At 71.4% G+C, this 19,097-nt stretch carries 18 protein-coding genes; 15 read left to right on the forward strand and 3 right to left on the reverse strand.

All coding sequences use genetic code 11. The annotated features are described in order from the left end of the window. Window positions 1–88 precede the first annotated feature (88 nt). The 9 genes from cheB (at window position 89) to Hrr1229_RS09500 (ending at window position 10,117) form a co-directional block, all read left to right on the forward strand. Window positions 89–1,201, forward strand: coding sequence for a chemotaxis-specific protein-glutamate methyltransferase CheB (gene cheB / locus Hrr1229_RS09460; protein ID WP_176329390.1), 1,113 nt, complete (start codon window positions 89–91; stop codon window positions 1,199–1,201). Next, complete coding sequence (locus tag Hrr1229_RS09465; RefSeq protein WP_123113130.1) at window positions 1,201–3,507, forward strand: chemotaxis protein CheA; 2,307 nt, start codon at window positions 1,201–1,203, stop codon at window positions 3,505–3,507. The genes cheB and Hrr1229_RS09465 overlap by 1 nt, the downstream gene beginning before the upstream one ends. Continuing rightward, on the forward strand, window positions 3,504–4,307 hold the full coding sequence (locus tag Hrr1229_RS09470) for a protein-glutamate O-methyltransferase CheR (protein WP_123113129.1): 804 nt from the start codon (window positions 3,504–3,506) through the stop codon (window positions 4,305–4,307). Before Hrr1229_RS09465 ends, Hrr1229_RS09470 begins: the two co-directional genes overlap by 4 nt. Then, window positions 4,307–5,518 (forward strand): HEAT repeat domain-containing protein, encoded by a 1,212-nt coding sequence (locus Hrr1229_RS09475; protein WP_123113128.1) that lies wholly within the window; start codon window positions 4,307–4,309, stop codon window positions 5,516–5,518. Before Hrr1229_RS09470 ends, Hrr1229_RS09475 begins: the two co-directional genes overlap by 1 nt. Continuing rightward, window positions 5,519–6,391 carry a CheF family chemotaxis protein gene (locus Hrr1229_RS09480; protein WP_123113127.1) on the forward strand — a complete coding sequence of 291 codons (873 nt, stop codon included), beginning with the start codon at window positions 5,519–5,521 and terminating at the stop codon, window positions 6,389–6,391. Window positions 6,392–6,592: 201 nt separating this feature from the next. Next, window positions 6,593–7,306, forward strand: a complete 714-nt coding sequence (locus Hrr1229_RS09485) for an HAD-IA family hydrolase (protein WP_123113126.1) — start codon at window positions 6,593–6,595, stop codon at window positions 7,304–7,306. Continuing rightward, window positions 7,303–7,977 (forward strand): class II aldolase/adducin family protein, encoded by a 675-nt coding sequence (locus Hrr1229_RS09490; RefSeq protein ID WP_123113125.1) that lies wholly within the window; start codon window positions 7,303–7,305, stop codon window positions 7,975–7,977. Before Hrr1229_RS09485 ends, Hrr1229_RS09490 begins: the two co-directional genes overlap by 4 nt. Window positions 7,978–8,036: 59 nt before the next feature. Then, a complete protein-coding gene (locus Hrr1229_RS09495; protein ID WP_123113124.1) occupies window positions 8,037–9,008 on the forward strand; it encodes a ribose 1,5-bisphosphate isomerase in 972 nt (323 codons plus the stop codon). Next, complete coding sequence (locus tag Hrr1229_RS09500) at window positions 9,005–10,117, forward strand: PfkB family carbohydrate kinase (protein ID WP_123113123.1); 1,113 nt, start codon at window positions 9,005–9,007, stop codon at window positions 10,115–10,117. The genes Hrr1229_RS09495 and Hrr1229_RS09500 overlap by 4 nt, the downstream gene beginning before the upstream one ends. 128 nt (window positions 10,118–10,245) lie before the next feature. On the opposite strand, the gene Hrr1229_RS09505 is transcribed toward Hrr1229_RS09500, so the two are convergent. Both Hrr1229_RS09505 and Hrr1229_RS09510 read right to left on the reverse strand, forming a co-directional pair. Then, a complete protein-coding gene (locus Hrr1229_RS09505; RefSeq protein WP_123113122.1) occupies window positions 10,246–11,403 on the reverse strand; it encodes a hypothetical protein in 1,158 nt (385 codons plus the stop codon). A gap of 64 nt (window positions 11,404–11,467) precedes the next feature. Beyond that, on the reverse strand, window positions 11,468–12,553 hold the full coding sequence (locus Hrr1229_RS09510) for an asparaginase (protein WP_123113121.1): 1,086 nt from the start codon (window positions 12,551–12,553) through the stop codon (window positions 11,468–11,470). 332 nt (window positions 12,554–12,885) lie between these two features. Between Hrr1229_RS09510 and Hrr1229_RS09515 the strand changes: the two genes are divergently transcribed. The 3 genes from Hrr1229_RS09515 to Hrr1229_RS09525 all read left to right on the forward strand — a co-directional run bounded on the left by Hrr1229_RS09515 (window position 12,886) and on the right by Hrr1229_RS09525 (window position 15,883). Further along, entirely contained in the window at window positions 12,886–13,107 is a 222-nt protein-coding gene (locus Hrr1229_RS09515) for a hypothetical protein (RefSeq protein ID WP_123113120.1), read from the forward strand. A gap of 167 nt (window positions 13,108–13,274) precedes the next feature. Continuing rightward, complete coding sequence (locus Hrr1229_RS09520; RefSeq protein ID WP_123113119.1) at window positions 13,275–14,933, forward strand: DUF255 domain-containing protein; 1,659 nt, start codon at window positions 13,275–13,277, stop codon at window positions 14,931–14,933. 143 nt (window positions 14,934–15,076) lie between these two features. After that, a complete protein-coding gene (locus Hrr1229_RS09525) occupies window positions 15,077–15,883 on the forward strand; it encodes a TrmB family transcriptional regulator (RefSeq protein WP_123113118.1) in 807 nt (268 codons plus the stop codon). Between the two features lie 49 nt (window positions 15,884–15,932). Here the strand turns inward: Hrr1229_RS09525 and mptA are convergent, their stop codons facing one another. Then, window positions 15,933–16,862, reverse strand: coding sequence for a GTP cyclohydrolase MptA (gene mptA, locus Hrr1229_RS09530; protein WP_123113117.1), 930 nt, complete (start codon window positions 16,860–16,862; stop codon window positions 15,933–15,935). 180 nt (window positions 16,863–17,042) lie between these two features. Here mptA and Hrr1229_RS09535 point away from each other — a divergent pair, with 180 nt between their 5' ends. From Hrr1229_RS09535 to Hrr1229_RS09545, 3 genes are all read left to right on the forward strand, one after another. After that, window positions 17,043–17,336: a 50S ribosomal protein L21e gene (locus Hrr1229_RS09535; protein ID WP_123113116.1), complete on the forward strand. Its 294-nt coding sequence runs from the start codon at window positions 17,043–17,045 to the stop codon at window positions 17,334–17,336. Window position 17,337: 1 nt separating this feature from the next. Beyond that, the gene (locus Hrr1229_RS09540) at window positions 17,338–17,694 is read left to right on the forward strand and encodes an RNA polymerase Rpb4 family protein (protein ID WP_123113115.1); all 357 of its coding nucleotides are present in this window, start codon (window positions 17,338–17,340) and stop codon (window positions 17,692–17,694) included. A gap of 520 nt (window positions 17,695–18,214) precedes the next feature. After that, window positions 18,215–19,057: a translation initiation factor eIF-2B gene (locus Hrr1229_RS09545; protein WP_123114872.1), complete on the forward strand. Its 843-nt coding sequence runs from the start codon at window positions 18,215–18,217 to the stop codon at window positions 19,055–19,057. Window positions 19,058–19,097 lie beyond the last annotated feature (40 nt).

The following is a 19,097-nucleotide window of genomic DNA, read 5'->3' on the forward strand; positions in this document are numbered from 1 at the left end:
TGAAGTCACCAATAACCGTGTCCCCTGAATTATCAGGGGTGATTCCTGGGTCCGTGCATTTATGCTCATTCTGGTTCCGGTTTCGCACATGAGTAGGACGACGGATCGGCGGGGCGGTCGCGACGACTCCTTGCGGGTCGTTGTCGTCGACGACTCGCCGTTTATGCGAGGGCTGATCGCCGATCTCCTGACGGACGCCGGAGTGGCGGTGGTCGGCGAGGCCGGCGACGGCGCCGAGGCGCTGTCGGTGGTCGCCGAGACGCGCCCGGACGTGGTGACGATGGACGTCGAGATGCCGGGGATGGGGGGACTGGAGGCCGTCGAGCGGCTGATGGACGAGACGCCGACGCCGGTCCTGATGCTGTCCGCCCACACCGCCGAGGGCGCGGCGGTGACCTTCGAGGCGCTCGAGCGCGGCGCGGTCGACTTCTTCTCGAAGCCCGGCGGCGAGGTGTCGACCGGCGTCTCTCGCGAGTCCGACCGGCTCGTCGAGGCGGTCAAGTCGGTCGCGGACGCCGACCTCGACGCGGCGACGCGCGACCGGCGCGAGCGCGACCGCGCCGACGCGGCCGGTGCGGCCGACTCGGCGGGCGGCTCGATCGGTTCGTCGGGCGACGGGACGGTCGACGTCGACGCCCCGCTGACGGTCGTGATCGGTGCGTCCACCGGCGGCCCGAACGCGGTCGAACGCGTGATGTCGGCGCTGCCGATGGGGGACTGCCGGGTCGTCATCGTCCAGCACATGCCGGAGGCGTTCACTTCGCGGTTCGCCGACCGGCTCGACGCGGCCTCGGCGTACGACGTGCGCGAGGCGAGCGACGGGGCGCGGATCGGGGCGGGGGAGGCGGTCGTCGCCCGCGGCGGGAGCCACACCCGGATCGACGGCTACCGCGCGGGACGGCTCCGCGTCAAGCTCGACGAGGACGACTCGCAGTCGGTGACGCCGGCCGCCGACGTGACGATGCGCTCGGCGGCCCAAGTGATCGACGATCCGCTCGTCGGCGTCGTATTGACGGGGATGGGCGCCGACGCCGCCGAGGGGATCCGGGCGATGGCCGACGCCGGCGCGCGGACGATCGCGCAGAGCGAGGACACCTGCGTCATCTACGGGATGCCGAAGCGCGCGGTGGAGACGGGCGGCGTCGACGAGGTGTGCGACCTCGACGACGTCGCCGGCGCGATCGTGGGGGGTGAGGCCTGATGGACTCCCACCGCGCCGCGTTCGTCGCCGAGGCCGAGGACGGGATCACAGACCTCAACAACGCCCTGCTCGCCCTCGAGGCGGATCCCGAGGACGCCGAGGCGATGGACGACGTGTTCCGCGTCGCCCACACGCTGAAGGGGAACGCCGCGGCGATGGGGTACGACGACGTCTCCGACTTCGGGCACGCCTTAGAGGACTTACTCGACGCGGTCCGGCAGGGCGACCGCGAGGTGACGCCGGAGCTGATGGACCTCTTGTTCGAGGGCGTCGACACCGTCGAAGCGATGGTCGCGGAGATCGCCGATACCGGCGAGGTGTCGACCGACCCGTCGGATCTGGAGGGCCGCCTCCGCGAGATGGAGGAGCACGGAACCGTCGGTGGCGACTCGGCGGACGACGGGTCCGCTGGAGACACCGAGGACGAGACGACCGACGGCGAGGGGGGCGCCGCCGCCGACAGTAACGACGAGCCTGACGCCGCCGACACAGCGGACGAGCCCGACGCCGATGTCTCCGTCCCCGACCTCCCCGCGGCCGCCGCGGCGCTCGACGCCCCGGTCGTGTACGCCGACGTGACGGTCGGCGAGACGGCGATGGCCGGCGTCGACGCCGCGCTCGTCCTCCAGGCGCTCGACGGGCAGTTCGACGGCCACGTCACCGATCCGGACCCGGACGCGCTGGAGGACGGCGAGTACGACGAGGGGTTCGACGCCTTCGTCTCCGGCGCCGACCCCGACGTGGTCGCGGAGGGACTCGGCGCGCTCACGCAGGTCGAGTCGATCGCGACGGCGCTCGTCGGTGACGACGGGGAGTCGTCCGACGCGTCCGACGAGAGCGCCGCTGCTGATGAGGAACCGGACGCGGGGAGCGAGGGCGAGGAGCCGGACTCCGTCGAGGAACGGGCCGAGGAGTTCGAGCCCGCTGACCCGGAGGCTGTCGAGGAGGACGGCGCCGAGGACGACGAGACCGAGCCGGACGAGACCGATTCGGAGAGCCCCGACGAGGCCGATTCGGAGAGCCCCGACAACCAGTCAGGCTCGCCGTCCGGGAAGGGCGACCGCGACGAGATCAAGTCGATCCGGGTCGACGTCGACCAGGTCGACGAGCTGTACGGGCTCGTCGAGCAGCTGGTGACGAGCCGGATCAAGCTCCGTCGGGAGCTGGAGGAGGCGGACGCCGAGTCGGACGCCTTAGACGAGCTCGACAAGCTCGCCTCCAGCCTGCAGGACACCGCGATGGACATGCGGCTCATCCCGTTCTCGCAGGTGTCCGACTCCTTCCCGCGGCTCGTCCGCGACATCTCGCGGGACCTCGACAAGCGGATCGACTTCGAGATCGAGGGCGACGACGTCGAGCTCGACCGGACGATCCTGACGGAGATGCGCGACCCGCTCGTGCACGTCCTGCGGAACGCGGTCGACCATGGGATCGAATCGCCCGAGGAGCGCGAGGCCGCCGGTAAGGACCCGACCGGGCACGTCAGGCTCACGGCCGAGCGCGAGCGCGACCATGTGATCATCGAGGTCGCCGACGACGGCGGCGGGCTCGACCCGGACCAGCTCCGCGAGAAGGCGGTCGACGAGGGCGTCAAGAGCCGCGAGGCCGTCGAGGCGATGGAGGACGACGAGGTGTACGACCTCGTCTTCCACCCCGGCTTCTCCACCGCGGAGGAGGTCACCGACGTCTCCGGGCGCGGCGTCGGGATGGACGTTGTCAGGACCACCGCCCGCGACCTCGACGGCTCCGTCGCGGTCGAGAGCGAGCCGGGCGAGGGGACCACGGTGCGGTTCCGGCTCCCGGTCACCGTCGCCATCGTGAAGGTGATGTTCGTCGACGTCGGCGGCACGGAGTACGGCATCCCGATCAAGTCGATCGCGGAGGTCGCCCGCGCCGACGACGTGGAGGAGGTCCACGGCGACGAGATCGTCCGCCACGAGGACGACCTGTACCCCGTGATCCGGCTGAACGAACGGCTCGCGGAGAGCGACGCCGCGGCGGCCGGGTCGGGCGTCGGCGGATCCGCGGAAGGCGACGCCGCCGCCGGCGACGCCGCCCCGGAGGGCGCCTCGCCGCCCGACGCCGAGGCCGCGACGACCGACGGCGGCGTCGCCGACGAGGGGATGCTCGTGCGGATCCGCGAAGAGACGCGCCAGGTCGCGCTCCACTGCGACGCCGTCCTCGATCAGGAGGAAGTGGTGGTGAAACCGCTCGACGGCCCGCTGTCGGGGACGCCGGGACTCAGCGGCACGGCCGTCCTCGGCGACGGCGACGTCGTGGCCGTGCTCGACGTGGTGAGCCTATGAGCGGCGAGACCGCCTTCGAAGGGGTCCTCCGACAGATCGACGACACCGTCCCGTTCGAGCCCGGGTACTACAACGAGTCGTACCTCGACCGGCGGATCACGGCACGGATGCGCCGCCGCGACACCGAGTCGCACGCGGAGTACGAGCGGCTGCTCCGCGAGGACGACGACGAGCGGCAGGCGCTGATGGACGCGCTCACGATCAACGTGACGGAGTTCTTCCGCAACCCCGAGATGTGGGACGTGCTCCGCGACGTGCTCCGCGAGCGGACGAGCGAGCAGCGCCGGGTCCGCGTCTGGTCGGCCCCTTCGGCGGACGGTCGCGAGCCGTACTCGGTCGCGATGCTCGCCTGCGACGACCCCGAGATCGACGAGTCGCGAGTCGAGGTGCTCGGCTCCGACATCAGCGAGGAAGCGCTCGAGAACGCCCGCACCGGCGTCTACCACACGACCCGGACGACGGACATCGCCGAGGAGCTCGAGCCGCTCTCGGACCCCGACCGCTACGTCGACCGCGACGGCGACACGTTCCGTGTTCGTCCGGCGGTCCAGCGCCTCGTCGACTTCGAGACGCACGACCTGATCCGCGACGGCGCGCGCGACCCCTTCGACGTCGTGTTGTGCCGCAACCTGTTGATCTACATCGACGTCGACCACAAGACGGCGCTGTTCGACACGCTCGAGGCGTCGCTCGCCGAGGACGGGGTGCTCGTGCTCGGTATGACGGAGAGCGTCCCGCCGGACCGCTCCGACAGGTACGAACCGATCGACAAGCGTCGACGGGTGTTCGGGAGGGTCTGATGTCGCTGTACCAGTACGCCCGAGACGGGAACGCGGAACGGCTCAGGGACGCGCTGGGCAGCGACAGCGCCGCGGTCCGGCGCCGGGCGGCCGAGTTCCTCGGCGAGATCGGCGACGCCGACGATCAGGCGACGGTCGACGGGCTCCTCCGCGCGGCGACGAGCGACGACGACGCCGCGGTCCGCGGGGCCGCCGTCGACGCGCTTGACGAGCTCGGGCAGGCGGCGCTCGAACAGCTGCTTCAGGAGCTCACCGGCACCAGCGGCTCCGAGGCGGAGTGGGTCACCGCCCGCAAGTTCGCACGCGCGCTCAAGGCCGACCGCCCGGAGCTCCGGATGGCGGCCGCGAACGCGCTCGGTCGACTCGACGACGCGAGCGGCCTCCAGCACCTCGTCGAGGCGCTCGACGACGAGGACTCACGGGTCAGGCTGCGCGCCTGTCAGGCGTGCGGGACGTTCGCGGACCCGCGGTCGGTGCCGGCGCTGACGGAGCGATTGGACGACGACGACCCGCGGGTCAGGCGAGCCGCGGCGAACGCGCTCGGGAACGTCGGGACGGACCAGGCGCTCGCCCCTCTGCTCGACCTCCTCGACGACGGCGACGAGTCGCTCCGACGGATCGCCGCCGGCGCGCTCGGGAAGGCGAATAACCCCGAGCCGGTGGAGCCGCTGGCGCGGGCGCTCGGCGACGAGAGCGCGGTCGTCCGCAACGCCGCGGTGTACTCGGTCATCGAGCTGCTGTCGAACGTGCCGACCCAACAGAGCCACGCGGTCCGCGACCGCGTCGTCTCCGAGCTGAAGTCGGCCGACGACGCCACGGTCGTCGAGCCGCTCGTCGAGATCCTCACGGACGGCCAACAGGACCGTCAGCGGCGGAACGCGGCGTGGATCCTCGGCCGCGTCGCGGAGCCGGAGTCGGCGATCGCGGTCGAGGCGCTCGCGGACGCGCTCGCCGACGAGGACCCGCAGACCGCGCAGTTCGCGGCCACGAGCCTCAAGAGCCTCGGCGGCCCGATCGTCGAGGACCGACTGCTCGACCGGCTCGGTACCGAACACCCGGAGGACGCCCGGGCGAAGGCGGTGTTCGTCCTCGGACAAGTCGGCGGGCAGGAGACGCTGAATCGGCTCGAAGAGCTCACCGACGACGAGAGCTCCGCGGTCCGGAAGCGGGTGTTCTCGGCGGTGTCCAAGCTCCGGGCGGGGGGACCGTAAATGTCCAACGGCGGCGGCGAGTACAAGGTGACGGATACCCAGGGACGCTTCGCGGTCGCCGTCCGCGAGGGACGGAAGGTGAGCGACGTCTCGTGGACGCCCGGCCGGGTGCTCCTCTCGAACCGGCGGCTGATCTTGGCCGGCAACGACGGGAAGCGCACGATTCCCCTCTCGGAGCTCCGGGGACTGGGCGGGCGACACGACGCCAACCAGTCGGTCGCGCGCGTCTCCAACTACGTGAGCTTCGATCTCGGCGACCAGGTGCTGTTGGTCACCGCGTCCGACCACGAGTCGTTCGAGCGCGACGTCTACCGGGCGCTGCTCGACCAGCGGACGGTGATGGCGAAACACCCCGCGATCGAGGGGGGCGTCGTCCAGGAGACCGAGTGGGAACAGGCCCGCGTGAAGATCGACGAGAACGGGCTCAACGCCGCCTTGGAGAGCGGCGCGTTCGTGAAGTTCGACCTGGACGACATCAGCGGTCTCGACGCGGCCAAACGCACCGTCAAGGGCGAGAAGAAGCCCGTCATCGAGGTGTCCCACACCGACGACGAGGGAACCAGCATCGAGACGCACGTCGCGGGCGACCCCAACCGGATGCGGTTCGTCGAGGCGTGGCTCCGGAAGGGCGAGGAGCGGAGCTCGACGAACGTCGACCTCTCCAGCCGCGACCGAGAGGTGTTGATGGCGCTGTACTCCGGCGTCTCGCCGTTCGAGATCCCATCGTTCCTCGGGATGGACGTCGACGCGGTCGAGGAGACGTTCGAGCGGCTCGTCGAGCTCGACGTGGTCGAGGAGGTTCGGGTGCGCCGCGAGGTGGCGCTCAACTCCCGCGGCCGCAACATCGCCAGCGAGGCGATGAACGAGCAGTAGGCGCGCCGTCAGGTTTACTCGCGACTGTGGACATAGCGAACAGCCGGCGCAGCTTCCCTCCGCGACGGTGCGCCGGGCTCCCGCCTCGGCCGCCGCGGGCGGTCGATCAGCTCACGGACGCGTTGGCCGCGGCATCGCTCATAAACGGACGGAGCGTCGGCGTCGAACCATATTTAAGTCGCCGCCCGGCCGAGTGAGGCCATGAGCTACGAGGCGGTGTGCTTCGACCTCGACAACACCTTGTACCCGTACGCGCCGTGCAACGAGGCGGGCAAGCGGGCGGCGCTCGCGGCGTTCCGCGAGCACGGATACGAGATGGACCGGGCGACGTTCGACGAGCTGTACGCGACCGCGCGGCGGGAGGCGAAACGGGAGACCCGCGAGACCGCCGCCTCCCACGACCGGCACATCTACTTCAAGCGCGCGCTGCGCCGCCACGCCGGGGAGCGTGACGCCGCGACCGCACTCGCGCTCGGCGACGCCTACTGGGAGGGGTACGCGAGCGCGATGGAGCTGTGCGACGGGGTCGAACCCGTCTTCGACGCCCTGGCGGAGTCGGGGACCGACGTCGCGGTCGTGACGAACCTCACGACCCGCGTCCAGCTGCAGAAGCTCGCGCGACTGGAGATCGACGACCGGATCGACCGGCTCGTCACCTCTGAGGAAGTGGGTCGCGAGAAGCCGAGCGCGCTCCCCTTCACGACCGCGCTCGCGGCGTTCGACTGCCGCCCGAGCGAGGCGCTGATGGTCGGCGACAACGTCGAGGCCGACGTCGCCGGCGCGAACGCGGTCGGGATGGACACCGCGTTGTTCGTCGCCGACGGCGACACGGCCGCCGCCGCGGAGCTCTCCGAGGAGCGGCGCCCGGACCACCGTCTCGGCGACTTCGCCGACCTGACGGAGGTGGTGGCGTGAGCCGGGACGCGACGGACCCCGACCCGGAGCTGCTCCGCGAGGCCCGCGAGGCGGTCGTCGAGTACGCCCCGGCGCTCGCCGCCCTGACGCCCGGTCGGACCGGGAACCTCAGCGTCCGCGACGGCGACGCGGTCGCGGTGACGCCGACGGGGGTCCCGTACGACTCGTTCGACGCCGACGACGTGCCGGTCGTCGGCCTCGACGGCGAGCGGCTGGCCGGCCGGATGGCGCCGTCGAGCGAGGTGCCGATGCATACGGGCATTTATAAACACGACCGGCCGGGCGCGGTCGTCCACACCCACTCGCCGTGGGCGACGACGATGGCGACGCTCGGTCGGAAGCTGCCGCCCGTCCACTACATGATCGTCTCGGTGGGCCGCGAGGTGCCGCTCGCCGACTACGCGCCGTACGGCACCGAGGAGCTGGCCGCGAACGTCGTCGCCGCGATGGCCGAGGCCGACTCCGACGCGGCGATCCTCGCGAACCACGGGCTCGTGGTGACCGGGCCGGACTTAGAGACCGCCGTGGAGAACACCCACCACGTCGAGGACCTCTGCCGGCTCTATCTCCGGGCGTCGGCGGTCGGCGAGCCGAACGTCCTCACCGACGACCAGCTGGTGACCGTCGAGGAGCGGTTCGAGAGCTACGGGCAGCAGCCGGACGCGGAGTGAGCCCCGATTCCGTGACAGTCGCCCGGTTTTATAAATAGCCGGACGGCTACCGGATCGATATGACCGAGCACGAGCCGGCGGTCCCGGTGCGCGAGACCGCCGAGGAGATCGCGACGATGGAGGTCCGCGGGGCGGCGACCATCGCGTCCGCGGCGGCCGAGGCGCTCGCCGAACAGGCGCGAGCGGCCGCGAGCGAGGGGCCGACCGCGAGCGATCCCGACGCGTTCCGCGCGTCGATGCGCGCCGCGGCCCGGGCCCTCCGCGAGACGCGCCCGACGGCCGTCTCGCTGCCGAACGCCCTCCGCTACGTCCTCCAGCGGATGGAGGGCGACGACGTCGACGAGCTCCGACGGAGCGTGGTCGACGCGAGCGACGCGTTCGTCCGCCAGCTCGACCGCGCGCGGGAGGACCTCGGACGGGTGGGGGCGAACCGCCTCGCCGACGGCGACACGGTGATGACCCACTGCCACTCGACGGACGCGCTCGCGTGCATCGAGGCGGCCGTCGAGCAGGGGAAGTCGATCTCGGCGGTCGTCAAGGAGACGCGCCCGCGCCAGCAGGGCCACATCACCGCCGAGCAGCTCCGCGACGCCGGCGTCCCGGTCACTCTCATCGTCGACTCCGCGGCGCGCCGCTACCTCGACGAAGTCGACCACGTCGTCGTCGGCGCCGACTCCATCGCGGCCGACGGCGGCGTGATCAACAAGATCGGCACCTCGGGGCTCGCGGTCAACGCCCGCGAGCGGGGCGTGCCGATCATGACCGCGGCCCAGACGATCAAGCTCCACCCGGAGACGCTGACGGGCCACACCGTCGAGATCGAGATGCGGTCGGAGAGCGAGGTGATCGGGCCGGCGGCCCGCGAGGAGATCGGCGAGATCGCGGTCGAGAACCCCGCCTTCGATGTGACGCCGCCGCGGTACATGGACGCGATCGTCACCGAGCACGGGCAGTTCCCGCCCGAGAGCATCGTGACGCTGATGCGGGAGCTGTTCGGCGAGGGCGCCGCGGAGCCGTGGGCGGAGCCATGAGCGGGCGCGACGCCGGCGACTGGGAGGAGGAGGTCGCGGAGTGGGACGAGGAGGTCTCCGAGTGGGAGGGGTCGAACGCCGCCGACGACCCCGACACCGCCGACGACTCCGGTCCCGTCGAGGAGGACCCCGACCTCGCGCCCGAGGAGTCGAGCCGCGTGCCGAAGGTGATCGCCGCCGGCCACATCAACTGGGACGTGACGATCCACGTCGACCGGCTCCCCGAGCCGGACGGAGAGACCCGGATCGAGCGGCTCGAGCAGTCCGGGGGTGGCAGCGCCGCGAACGTCGCGGTCGGGCTCGTCGACCTCGGCGGCCAGTCGGTCGTTTACGGGAGCGTCGGCGGCGACGAGTCGGGCGCGCTCGCGCTCCGCGAGCTGGCGAGCGCCGGCGTGGACCCCGGACAGGTGCTCGTCGACGCCGGCGAGCCCACCTCGGTGAAGTACGTGATCGTCGACGGCGGCGGCGAGCTCCTCATGCTCGCCAACGACGGCGCCAACGAGTCGTTCACCGCGGCCGGGCTCGACCGCGACACCCTGACGGCGGCCGACCACCTCCACCTCACTGGTCAGCAGCCGGAGACGGCGGCAGCGCTGGCGACCGCGGCGGGGGAGGCGGGCGCGACCCGCAGCTTCGACCCCGGCCGGCGCGTCGGCGACCGGGAGTTCGACGCCGCGCTCCACGCGACCGACGTGCTCTTTCTAAACTCTCGCGAGGCCGACGCCCTCGCGGACTCGACCGACATCGACCCGTGGGAGCCCGAGGACCGCGTCGTCGCGATCAAGCTCGGGAGCGAGGGCGCGACGATCCGAACCCCCCACGGCGACGTCTCTCACCCCGGCTTCGACGTCGATCCCGTCGACACGGCCGGCGCGGGCGACGCGTTCGCGGCCGGGTTCCTCGGCGCGGCCCTCCGCGAGCCCGAGATCGTCGACGGCGGGTTCTCGCACGACCCGCGCGACTACCAGGTCCCGCTGCTCGTCGGCAACGCCTGCGGCGCGATCGCGGCCGAGACGGTGACCGCCCGCGCGGACCTCTCGTGGGACCGGATCCGCGAGACGATGGGCGAGTCGCCCGAGACGGACCTGCTGATCGAAGTCCGCGTGTAGGTCGAAGTCCGCGTGTAGGTCGAAGTCCGCGTGTAGGTCGAAGTCCGCGTGTAGGTCGAAGTCCGCGTGTAGGTCGAAGTCCGCGTGTAGGTCGAAGTCCGCGTGTAGGCGTTCGGACCGGCCCGCGACTATCCGACGTAGTCGAACGCGACCGCGAGGTCGTCGGCGCCCCAGAAGACGAACCGGTACCGGCCCGGCACGAGGTCGGGACAGACCCGCAGCGCGTCGGCGTGGGGACCGCCCTCGACTAGCCCGGACTCGGTCAGTTCGAACTCCCAGGAGAGCGTCTCGCCCGGCCGGACGCCGATCGCCTCGTCGGTGTAGTCGAACGTCGTTCCCTCCTCAGCGCCGCGGATCTCGGTCCATCCCGCCTCGGTCCGCAGTTCGAGGTTGTACTTCCCCTGGTTGCCGACGTAGGCCTCGTGCCCCGAGGCGTTCGTCAGCTCGACCCGGACCCTGTCGCCGCGCTCGAACGCGGCGGCCTCGCTCCCACCGTCGCCGTCCGGGTCCACGACGCGGAGCTCGAGGCCGCGGCCGTCCCCGCCGACTCCGCCGCCGGAGCCCCACGACACGCCGCCCTCGTAGACGGCGGGGTGGCGCTCGAAGTCGGCCGCCTCGCAGTCGAATCCGGCAGGGACCGTCTCGGGGTCGCCGTCGGGCCGGACGTATCCGTCGAGCCGCTCGGGGTCGAGCACGCCGTCGGCGCCGTTCAGCTCGCTCGTCTCGCCCCAGCCGTCCGTGACCGACGCCCGGATCGCGTCGGGACGGGCCTCGGCCGTCACGCGGAGGAAGGCCCCGGAGAAGGTGATCGCCTCCCCGCAGGCGACGTCGTCGTCGCCGGGGCCGCGAACGCTCGCGCTCGCGACGAGCGTCCCGTCCTCGACGGCGACGTCGGCGAACGAAATCGCGTTGTGACAGGTCGTCGGCCCGACCGACTCGACGTACGCGAGCACCGACTCGTCGAAGTCGGTCGCCTCGACAAATGCGCGCGTCTCCGCGGGGGCGTCCCGGAGCAGCCAGGCGGCGCCGCTCTCCTCCGTGAACAGCGCGCAGAAGCCGCGCCGTTCCTCGCGGTTCCACGCCGGCCCGGAGAGCGCGCCGCCGACCTGATGGGCCTCGGTCTCGGGCGCGGCGTCGCTTCCGCCGTCGCCGTCCGTGCCGTCGGTTCCGTCGCCGCCGTCGCCGTCGTCGCCCCCCGGACCGCCATCGCTCGCGCAGCCGGCGAGCGCAGCGAGGCTCCCGGCGCCGAGACCGTAGAGGATCGCTCGGCGCGTGAGTCGGGTCATGACTGTCGCTACGCGAGGTGTCTATAAGTGCCTCGTGTAGGCGCAAACGGCTCCCTGTGTTATCTCACTCCGCGTCCGGCGTCGCGAAGAGGTCTGCGAGGTCGTCGGCGTCGCCGTCCGTTCCCCCGTCGTCGAGGTCGGCCGCGAGTCCGAGCGCGAGCGCAATTCGGGCCTTCGACGCCGGGAGCGGGCCGGCGAACGTCACGCCGTGCTCCGCCAGCGTGACCGCGCCGCCGGGCGTGCCGTACACCGGCTCGGTCGGGCCGGCCGGAGGGCGGCCGGCGACGACGACGGGCGTCTCCGGGAGGGTGTCACCCACGGCGTCGCCGATCGCGGCGGTCGCGTTCCCGAGGCCGGTCCCCTCGATCACGAGCCCGCCGACGCCCGCGTCGACCGCGCGCTCGACGGCCCCGGCGCCGACGCCCGTCCCGGAGTGGATCACGGGAACCTCCGGGACGTCGTCGGCGCTCCCGATGGCGTCTGCGAGCGGATCGACGTCGACCCCGCGCCGGGGCTCGCGGACGAGCCGCGACCCGGCGCGGGTGAACGTCGCGATCGGACCGGTCCCCGGCGAGGCCATCGTCGAGAGCGCGTTGCTGTGGCCCTTGACGACGTCGCGGGCGGCGTGGAGCTCGTCGTCGAACGCGACGTGGACCCCGGGCGCGAACCGCGAGTCCGCGGCGGCCCGGACCGCGAGCGTCAGGTTCGCGGGCGCGTCGCTGGAGGGCTCGTCGAGCCGGCGCTGGGCCCCCGTGACGACGACCGGCGCGTCGAGGTCGGTGAGCAGGTCGAGCGCGAACGCGGTGTCGGCGAGCGTGTCGGTGCCGTGCGTAACGACGACGCCGTCGGCGCCGTCCGCGACCGCCTCGCGCGCGGCCGCCGCGGTCGCGAGCACGTCGCGCCACCGCACGTCGAACCCCGGCTGCGAGCAGACCTCGCGGGCGCTCACGGTCGCGTACCGCTCCACGTCCGGGACCGCCGCGACGAGGTCGTCGCCGGTCTTCGCCGGCGCCGCCCCGCCGTCGTCCGGTTCGGACGCGATGGTCCCGCCGCAGGCGACGACCGCGACGCGCGGGTCCCTCCCGCCGTCGGTCGCGCCTCGTCGCTCCTCGCGCGCCTCGCGGTCCGCCGTCGGCTCGGTCTCCGTCATACCCTCCGGTTCTCCCGAAGGACCAAAGCGGTTGGTCCCGCGGCAGCCGCGCGTCCCGCCGGCGAACCGCGGAGCCGACGTCGACCGGCGCGATCCGCTGTCGATCGGCGCGATCCGATGACGAGGAGCGAGACCCGACGACGAGGGGCGACGATCGGAGCGGCTCGACGGAGATCGACTGACTTCCCTAAAAAAGGATGAGAGGACCCGGTAAACGATTAAAACGTTTCTGAGGCGTTTTTAAAACGTCGGAGCAGACCGGGAAAACGAGGTGAAAATCCCCGAACCCTCTACCGGCTATATGGGGTCCCCCGTCATACGGAGAAGTGTCCATGTCAATCCCCGCCCCCACGCGCCTCGCCTCCGGCCGACAGGTCGCCGGGCTGATGACCGGCACGATGAAAGCCGCCGCCTTCTGGGCCGCGATCGCCATCCCGGCCACGTACCCCGTCCTCCTGTACATGGGGCTCGACGGCGGCACCGGGCTGCTGTTCGTCGGCCTGCTGTTCGCGAACGCGCTGGCGCTCTCGCTCGGCCACGACTACAAGCGTTGACCGGCGGACCGCCGGACCGAGGCGCCGCCCTCCGGAGGCACTGACCCGTTCGATCACGCCCTCCCTCCCGATTCTCTCGGTCTCCTCCTCCAAGCTAGCCGTTCCGGTCCCCGCCGCCCTCCCGCCCGTCTCGAAGCGCTTACCCACGGGCCGACCGGACTGTCGGTATGACCGACGAGACGCACGTCGAGTGGCGCGACTGGGGGCCCGAGGCGTTCGCCGAGGCCGACGAGCGGGACCGCCCGGTGCTCCTCTCGCTGTCCGCCACGTGGTGCGAGGGCTGTCACGAGATGGACGCCGTCACGTACGCCGAGCCCCGCGTCGCCGCCAACGTCAACGAGGGGTTCGTCCCGGTCCGCGTCGACGTCGACCGTCGCCCGCGCGTCCGGGAGCGGTACAACATGGGCGGGTTCCCGACCACCGCGTTCCTCACGCCGGACGGCGAGCTGCTCACCGGCGCGGGCTACCTCGACGTCGACGGGATGCGGCAGGTGCTCGAGTCCGTGCGGCAGATGTGGGCCGACAAGGGACGGTCGGCGGGGCGGGTCCCCCGCGCGCTCGACGCCGACCTCCCGCCGCGCGCGGAGCTGACCGACGCGATCGAGAGCCACCTCGCCGGGCAGGTGGAGGTGAAGTACGACGAGGAGTACGCCGGCTGGGGGACGGACGCGAAGTTCCCGCTTCCCCGCACCGTCGAGTTCGCGCTGAAGCGCGACCGCGACCGCGCCCTCCGGACGCTCGACGCGGTGCGCGACCACCTCGCCGACGACGTCGCCGGCGGCTTCTTCCGGTTCGCGGGGACCCGCGACTGGGGTGACGTCGCCTACGAGAAGCCGATCGACACGAACGCGGCGGTCACGCGCGCGTTCGCGAACGCCTACCTCTACACCGGCGACGAGGCGTACTTGGCGCCCGCGACCGACGCGGTCGAGTTCCTCACCGACGACCTCTGGACCGGCTACGGCGTCGGCGGGAGCCTCGGGCCCGGACTCGGCCGCGCCTACTACGCCGCGCCCGCAGACGACCGCGCGGAGCTCGACTCGCCCCGCCGCGATCTGACCGTCTTCGCGGGCGGGAACGCGCTCGCGGCCGACGCGCTGCTCGCGGTCGCCGCGTACACCGACGACGAGCGCGCCCGCGAGTACGCCGACCGGATCCTCGACGAGCTCGAACGCGACCTGATCGACGCCGACTCCGGCGCGGTGACCCACTACCGCGGCAGCGACGAAGTCGGCGAGTCGGACCTGCTGGACGACGTCGCCCGCGTCGTGAGCGCGTACGTACGAGCCGCCGGCGTCCTCGGCGAGGGCGCCGACGTCGCCCGCGCGGTCGCGGACCGAGCGATCGACCGACTCCACGTCGACGGCTCCTTCGTGGACGGGCCGCGGTCGGGCCCGGGGCTGCTCGACCGCCCGTTCCGGCCGCTCGACGGCAACGTCGAGATGGCGACCGCGCTGCTCGACCTGTCGGCGCTGACCGGCGAGGACCGCTACCGCGGGGTCGCCCGCGAGACCGCGGCAGCGTTCGCGGGGGCCACGGAGCGGCTCGGCGTGCAGGTCGCCGGCTACGGGAGCCTCGTCGGGCGGCTCCTCCGCGGCACCACCGTCATCGCGGTCGGCGACGAGCCGGGCAGCGACCTCCACCGCGCGGCGTGGCGGGTCGCGGACCACGAGAAGGTCGTCGCCCCGAACGCCCATCTGGAGGGGTCGCCGGCGCCGCGGTCGGTCCCGGCGGGCTCGGCGGTCGTGCTCGCCGGGGACGCGATCTCGGAGCCCGCGGAAACGCCGGACGAGTTGATGCGGCGGGTCGCCGAGACCGCGGAGTAGGCCGCGGCGTCCGAAGCGTTCGACCGCTTTCGGTCGTCTGTGACGGTCCGGGCGATCGCCACGCGGAGCCGACTCGCGTCTCACCACCGCACTCGCGTGTAAACCGGCGACGTGTTTATACCGATGCCACGTGATCGGACGGTATGGCATCTCTCCGGGATCTGGGGCTCTCCGAGTACGAGGCGCGCGCCTATCGAGCGCTGCTGCGCACCGGGCCGACGACGGCGAAGGACCTCTCGCGAGCCAGCGAGGTTCCCATGGGGCGGGTGTACGACGTGCTCAACAGCTTAGAGCAGCACAACCTCGTCCGGAGTCAGGCCGCCAGCCGGCCGAAGAAGTACGCCGCGGTCGAGCCCGACGCCGCGCTCGACCGGCTGCTCGACGAGAAGAAGCGGGAGCTGGAGACGCAAGCGGAGCAGTACGAGGAGGTGGTCGCCGACCTCTCGACGGAGCTCGACGCGGGGGAGCCGGTCGACGGCCAGTTCTGGACGGCGGCAGTCGGCGCGGAGGAGGCCACGGACCTCCTCTTGGAGCGAATCGCGGCGGCCGAGCGCCGGATGGTCGTCGTCGTCGGGGCGCCGGCGACCGGCTTCGACCTCGGAACGATCGGCGAGCAGGTCGCCGCGGAGCTGGAGTCGGCGCTCGAACGCGGCGTCGAGATCCGGGTGTTGCTGTCGCCGGAGACGGTGGACGCGCTGCCGCGGAGCGTCGGTCGACGGTACACCGCGGAGTTATCAGACATGGAGGGGTTCGAAGTCCGGACGACCGCGGGCGTCGACGGGACGTTCAACGTGTTCGACGGGATCGAGGTGTGCATCGAGGTGCCGCACCCGCTGTCGGGCGACGAGCCGTTCGCGATGATCGACGTGAAGGACGCGGAGTTCGCGACGAGCGTGAGCGAGGAGTTCGAGCCGCGGTGGGCGGACGCGGAGACGCTGTCGTTCGGGTGAATCAGACAACCCGGGTAAACCCGGCGAGAAGAGGGAATCCGCGCTCCGTTCAGCGGACGTTCAGCTCGGTCCGCAGGTCGCCCATCGTGACCTCGCGCTCGGCGTGGGCGTTGTGCTGGTGGATCGACTCGTCGTTCGACTGTTTCATGCGGATCACGGCGTCGTCCGGCAGGTGGTCGAACTCCTCGACCGTCCCCTCGGCGAGGGCGCGGACGCAGTCCTCGACGAACTTCGCGTCGGCGTGGGCCTCGTAGGTCATGTGGTCCTCGTCGGGCCGCTTCGCCATGTTGTAGATCCGGGCGCTCATCGAGTCGCGGGCGACGTCGATCAGATCGCGGAGGTCGAGGTCGGGGTGGCCGTCGGTGGTGACGGTGAGCGTCGCGTGGCCGCGCTGGGAGTGGCCCGGCTGCGGGACGGCGTCGAGGAACTCCTCCGTCGTCTCCTCGTCGACGCCGAGCTCGGCGAGCTTCTCGCGGGCGCGGGACTCGCTCATCCCCTGCGAGCAGGGGCAGACGGTCATGCCGGTGACCTCCGCGCCGATCTCCTCGCGGGTGCCCTCCTCGGTCGCGGTCGCGCTGGCGATGATCGTCGACGTGCTCTGCGTCTCGATGCCGGACGCCGGCGTGTCCTCGCGGGTGACCAGCTCCGCGGTCATCGACACCTCGGCGGTGGTGGTGTAGTCGTGCTTCTCTAAGAGTCGCTCGGCGGCGTCACCGCAGACGTCCTCGACGCGGTACGCCTCCTCGCGGGTGATCTCCTCTAAGATCTCGTCGATCGTCGCGAGGTTCCGCGACATGTCGATCCCCTTGCGCCCGCTCGGCAGGTCGACGAACACCTCGAACTCGGCCATGAGGACGATGGGGCGTTTGTCCCCGCGGGCGAGTTTGACGAGCTTCTCCACGCCGGTGACGCCGACCTGCGAGAGCCCGACGGTGACGTCGGGCGCCGACGCCTGTACGTCCGGCAGCTGATGGCTCATTATAAACGCGTTAGGGAACTCGCGTGATTAGCACTTTCGATAGGGGGTGTTGCATAGGGTAGTTTCGACGCCCGTGCCCGGGGATATCGTCCGGCGTCGCCTCGCGGTGTGGTAGCCGCTCTCGGGCGGCGCCCGTAACGCACCATTTATACCTGCGGCAGCGGAACGTAGCCCAAGACCATGCCGAGTTCTAATGGGCCTCAGAAGGCGACCCGCGACAAGCTCTCGAACAAACCGCGCAACCGCGGCACGTCGCCGCCGCAGCGAGCCATCCAGGAGTTCGAGACGGGCTCGCAGGTCCACCTCAAGATCGACCCCAGCGTGCAGGAGGGTCGCTTCCACCCCCGCTTCGACGGCCGGACCGGCACCGTCGTGGGCAAGCAGGGCGCAGCGTTCAAAGTCGAGATTCCGGACGGCGGGAAGACGAAGACGCTCATCGTCCGCGCCGCCCACATGAGCGCCCAGCAGAACTGAGATGACGATCTTCAAAGAGAAGGTCGACGAGGAGTACGTCACCGTCTCCGAGGCGAAGGAGGTCCTCGTGGACATCGAGGCGGAGCGCGCCGAGGACGAGGACCGCGACCTCCGCTACGAGCTCGCCCGCGCGATCGAGCACGTCAACCGGTTCGCCCGGCTCGACGCAGACGAGTCTCGCGAGCTCGTCGAGGAGCTGACGGAGCTCGAGCAGATCGACATCCCGACCGCGGTGAAGATCGCCGACCTCCTCCCGGAGGACCGCACCGAGCTGCGCTCGGTATTCGCTCAGGAGCGCTACTCGCTGGACGGCGACGAGCTCGACGACGTCCTTGACGTCGTCGCGAAGTACGCCTAGATCGTACGAAACGCGTCTTTTTAGTTGCGTATCGGTTCGTTCGTCGGACCACCGCTCTGTCCGTTCGTTTATAAGTCGTTGCTGTCGGTGACGTAGAGACCACCTCCAAAGCCCCAGTCGCTCGGTTATAAACGATTGAATACAGATCGGCGGTGAATACCTCCAAAGCCCCAGTCGCGAGGACTCGCGTGACTCGCTGCGCTCCTCGGTCGCTCACTCCGTTCGCTCTCTGCGGTGTCGCCGGCGGCTTTGCCGCCGGCTGCCCGTGGCGCGTAGCGCCACGCTGCTTGCGTCGTCAGGCTTCGTCCTCGCGACTGCCCCTTTGAGTCCCACCCGACTGCACCGCACAGCACCTCACACCTCCCCAGCCTCGTCGGACCGGCGCGGCCGCGCCGGTCCGACTCCCTCGCGCGCACTCCTCGCGCCCTGCGGGCGCTCGGAGGCGCGCGCCAACCGCATTATTCGGTCCGACCGACGGGACCCCGGAACCCCTTTGAACGGCCGCGACGACGATATCGGTATGATCGATGAGACCGTCGCCGAGATCCGGGCGATGCGGACCCACAGCACGTCGGCGGTGGCAGTGAAGGCGACGCGGGCGCTCGCGGAGCTGCTCGACCGCGACTACAGGACGGTCGACGAGTTCGAGCGCGACCTCGAACACAACGCCGGCGTGTTGCGCCGGTCGAACCCCTCGCACGCCGCGCTCCACAACGCGATGCGTGACGTCGAGCGCTCGATCATCGGCGAGCCGACGAGCGTCGAGGACGCCAAACAGCTCCTCGAAGACACGATCGACCGAGTCGCCGACGACATCGAGACGGCGAAGGGAGAGGCCGCCGCCAACGCGGCCGAACACATCGAGGACGGCGACACGCTGCTGGTCCACGACTACTCGACGACGGTGCTGGAGTCCATCGAGAACGCCGCCCGCGGCGGCGCGCACCTGACCGTCTACGTCACCGAGGCGCGGCCGCGCACCCTGGGCCGGAAGACGGCGCGCGTGCTCGCCGGGATGTCCCGCGTCGACGTCCACATGGTCGTCGACAGCGCGATGGGGTACGCCCTCCGCGACTGCGACCGCGTCCTCCTCGGGATCACCTGTATCACCGGCGGCACCTACTACAACCGGATCGGTACCTTCCCGCTGGTCGTCACCGCGCGCGACCTCGGGGTCCCGGTGACCGCGGTCGGCTCGGGCGCGAAGACGATCGAGGAGTTCCGCTTCGAGAACGAGTTCCGCGACGCCGTCGAGGTGATGCGCGAGCCCGTCGAGGACGTCGAGATCGAGAACCCGAGCTACGACGCGACCCCGATCGGGATGATCGACACCGTGATCACCGACGACGGCGTCGTCGAGTAGCCGCCCGGCCCCGTCGGCCGCCTCGCGGAGGCGTCGTCGC

Source organism: Halorubrum sp. CBA1229 (assembly GCF_003721435.2).
In the GTDB taxonomy this organism is placed as follows: domain Archaea; phylum Halobacteriota; class Halobacteria; order Halobacteriales; family Haloferacaceae; genus Halorubrum.

Coding starts and splice junctions, on each gene's coding strand:
- Hrr1229_RS09495 (WP_123113124.1), top strand. CDS start 8,037: ATGACCGAGCACGAGCCGGCGGTCCCGGTGCGCGAGACCGCCGAGGAG.
- Hrr1229_RS09465 (WP_123113130.1), top strand. CDS start 1,201: ATGGACTCCCACCGCGCCGCGTTCGTCGCCGAGGCCGAGGACGGGATC.
- Hrr1229_RS09475 (WP_123113128.1), top strand. CDS start 4,307: ATGTCGCTGTACCAGTACGCCCGAGACGGGAACGCGGAACGGCTCAGG.
- Hrr1229_RS09520 (WP_123113119.1), top strand. CDS start 13,275: ATGACCGACGAGACGCACGTCGAGTGGCGCGACTGGGGGCCCGAGGCG.
- Hrr1229_RS09535 (WP_123113116.1), top strand. CDS start 17,043: ATGCCGAGTTCTAATGGGCCTCAGAAGGCGACCCGCGACAAGCTCTCG.
- Hrr1229_RS09510 (WP_123113121.1), bottom strand. CDS start 12,553: ATGACGGAGACCGAGCCGACGGCGGACCGCGAGGCGCGCGAGGAGCGA.
- Hrr1229_RS09500 (WP_123113123.1), top strand. CDS start 9,005: ATGAGCGGGCGCGACGCCGGCGACTGGGAGGAGGAGGTCGCGGAGTGG.
- Hrr1229_RS09485 (WP_123113126.1), top strand. CDS start 6,593: ATGAGCTACGAGGCGGTGTGCTTCGACCTCGACAACACCTTGTACCCG.
- Hrr1229_RS09470 (WP_123113129.1), top strand. CDS start 3,504: ATGAGCGGCGAGACCGCCTTCGAAGGGGTCCTCCGACAGATCGACGAC.
- Hrr1229_RS09505 (WP_123113122.1), bottom strand. CDS start 11,403: ATGACCCGACTCACGCGCCGAGCGATCCTCTACGGTCTCGGCGCCGGG.
- Hrr1229_RS09540 (WP_123113115.1), top strand. CDS start 17,338: ATGACGATCTTCAAAGAGAAGGTCGACGAGGAGTACGTCACCGTCTCC.
- Hrr1229_RS09480 (WP_123113127.1), top strand. CDS start 5,519: ATGTCCAACGGCGGCGGCGAGTACAAGGTGACGGATACCCAGGGACGC.
- cheB (WP_176329390.1), top strand. CDS start 89: ATGAGTAGGACGACGGATCGGCGGGGCGGTCGCGACGACTCCTTGCGG.
- mptA (WP_123113117.1), bottom strand. CDS start 16,862: ATGAGCCATCAGCTGCCGGACGTACAGGCGTCGGCGCCCGACGTCACC.
- Hrr1229_RS09545 (WP_123114872.1), top strand. CDS start 18,215: ATGATCGATGAGACCGTCGCCGAGATCCGGGCGATGCGGACCCACAGC.
- Hrr1229_RS09515 (WP_123113120.1), top strand. CDS start 12,886: ATGTCAATCCCCGCCCCCACGCGCCTCGCCTCCGGCCGACAGGTCGCC.
- Hrr1229_RS09525 (WP_123113118.1), top strand. CDS start 15,077: ATGGCATCTCTCCGGGATCTGGGGCTCTCCGAGTACGAGGCGCGCGCC.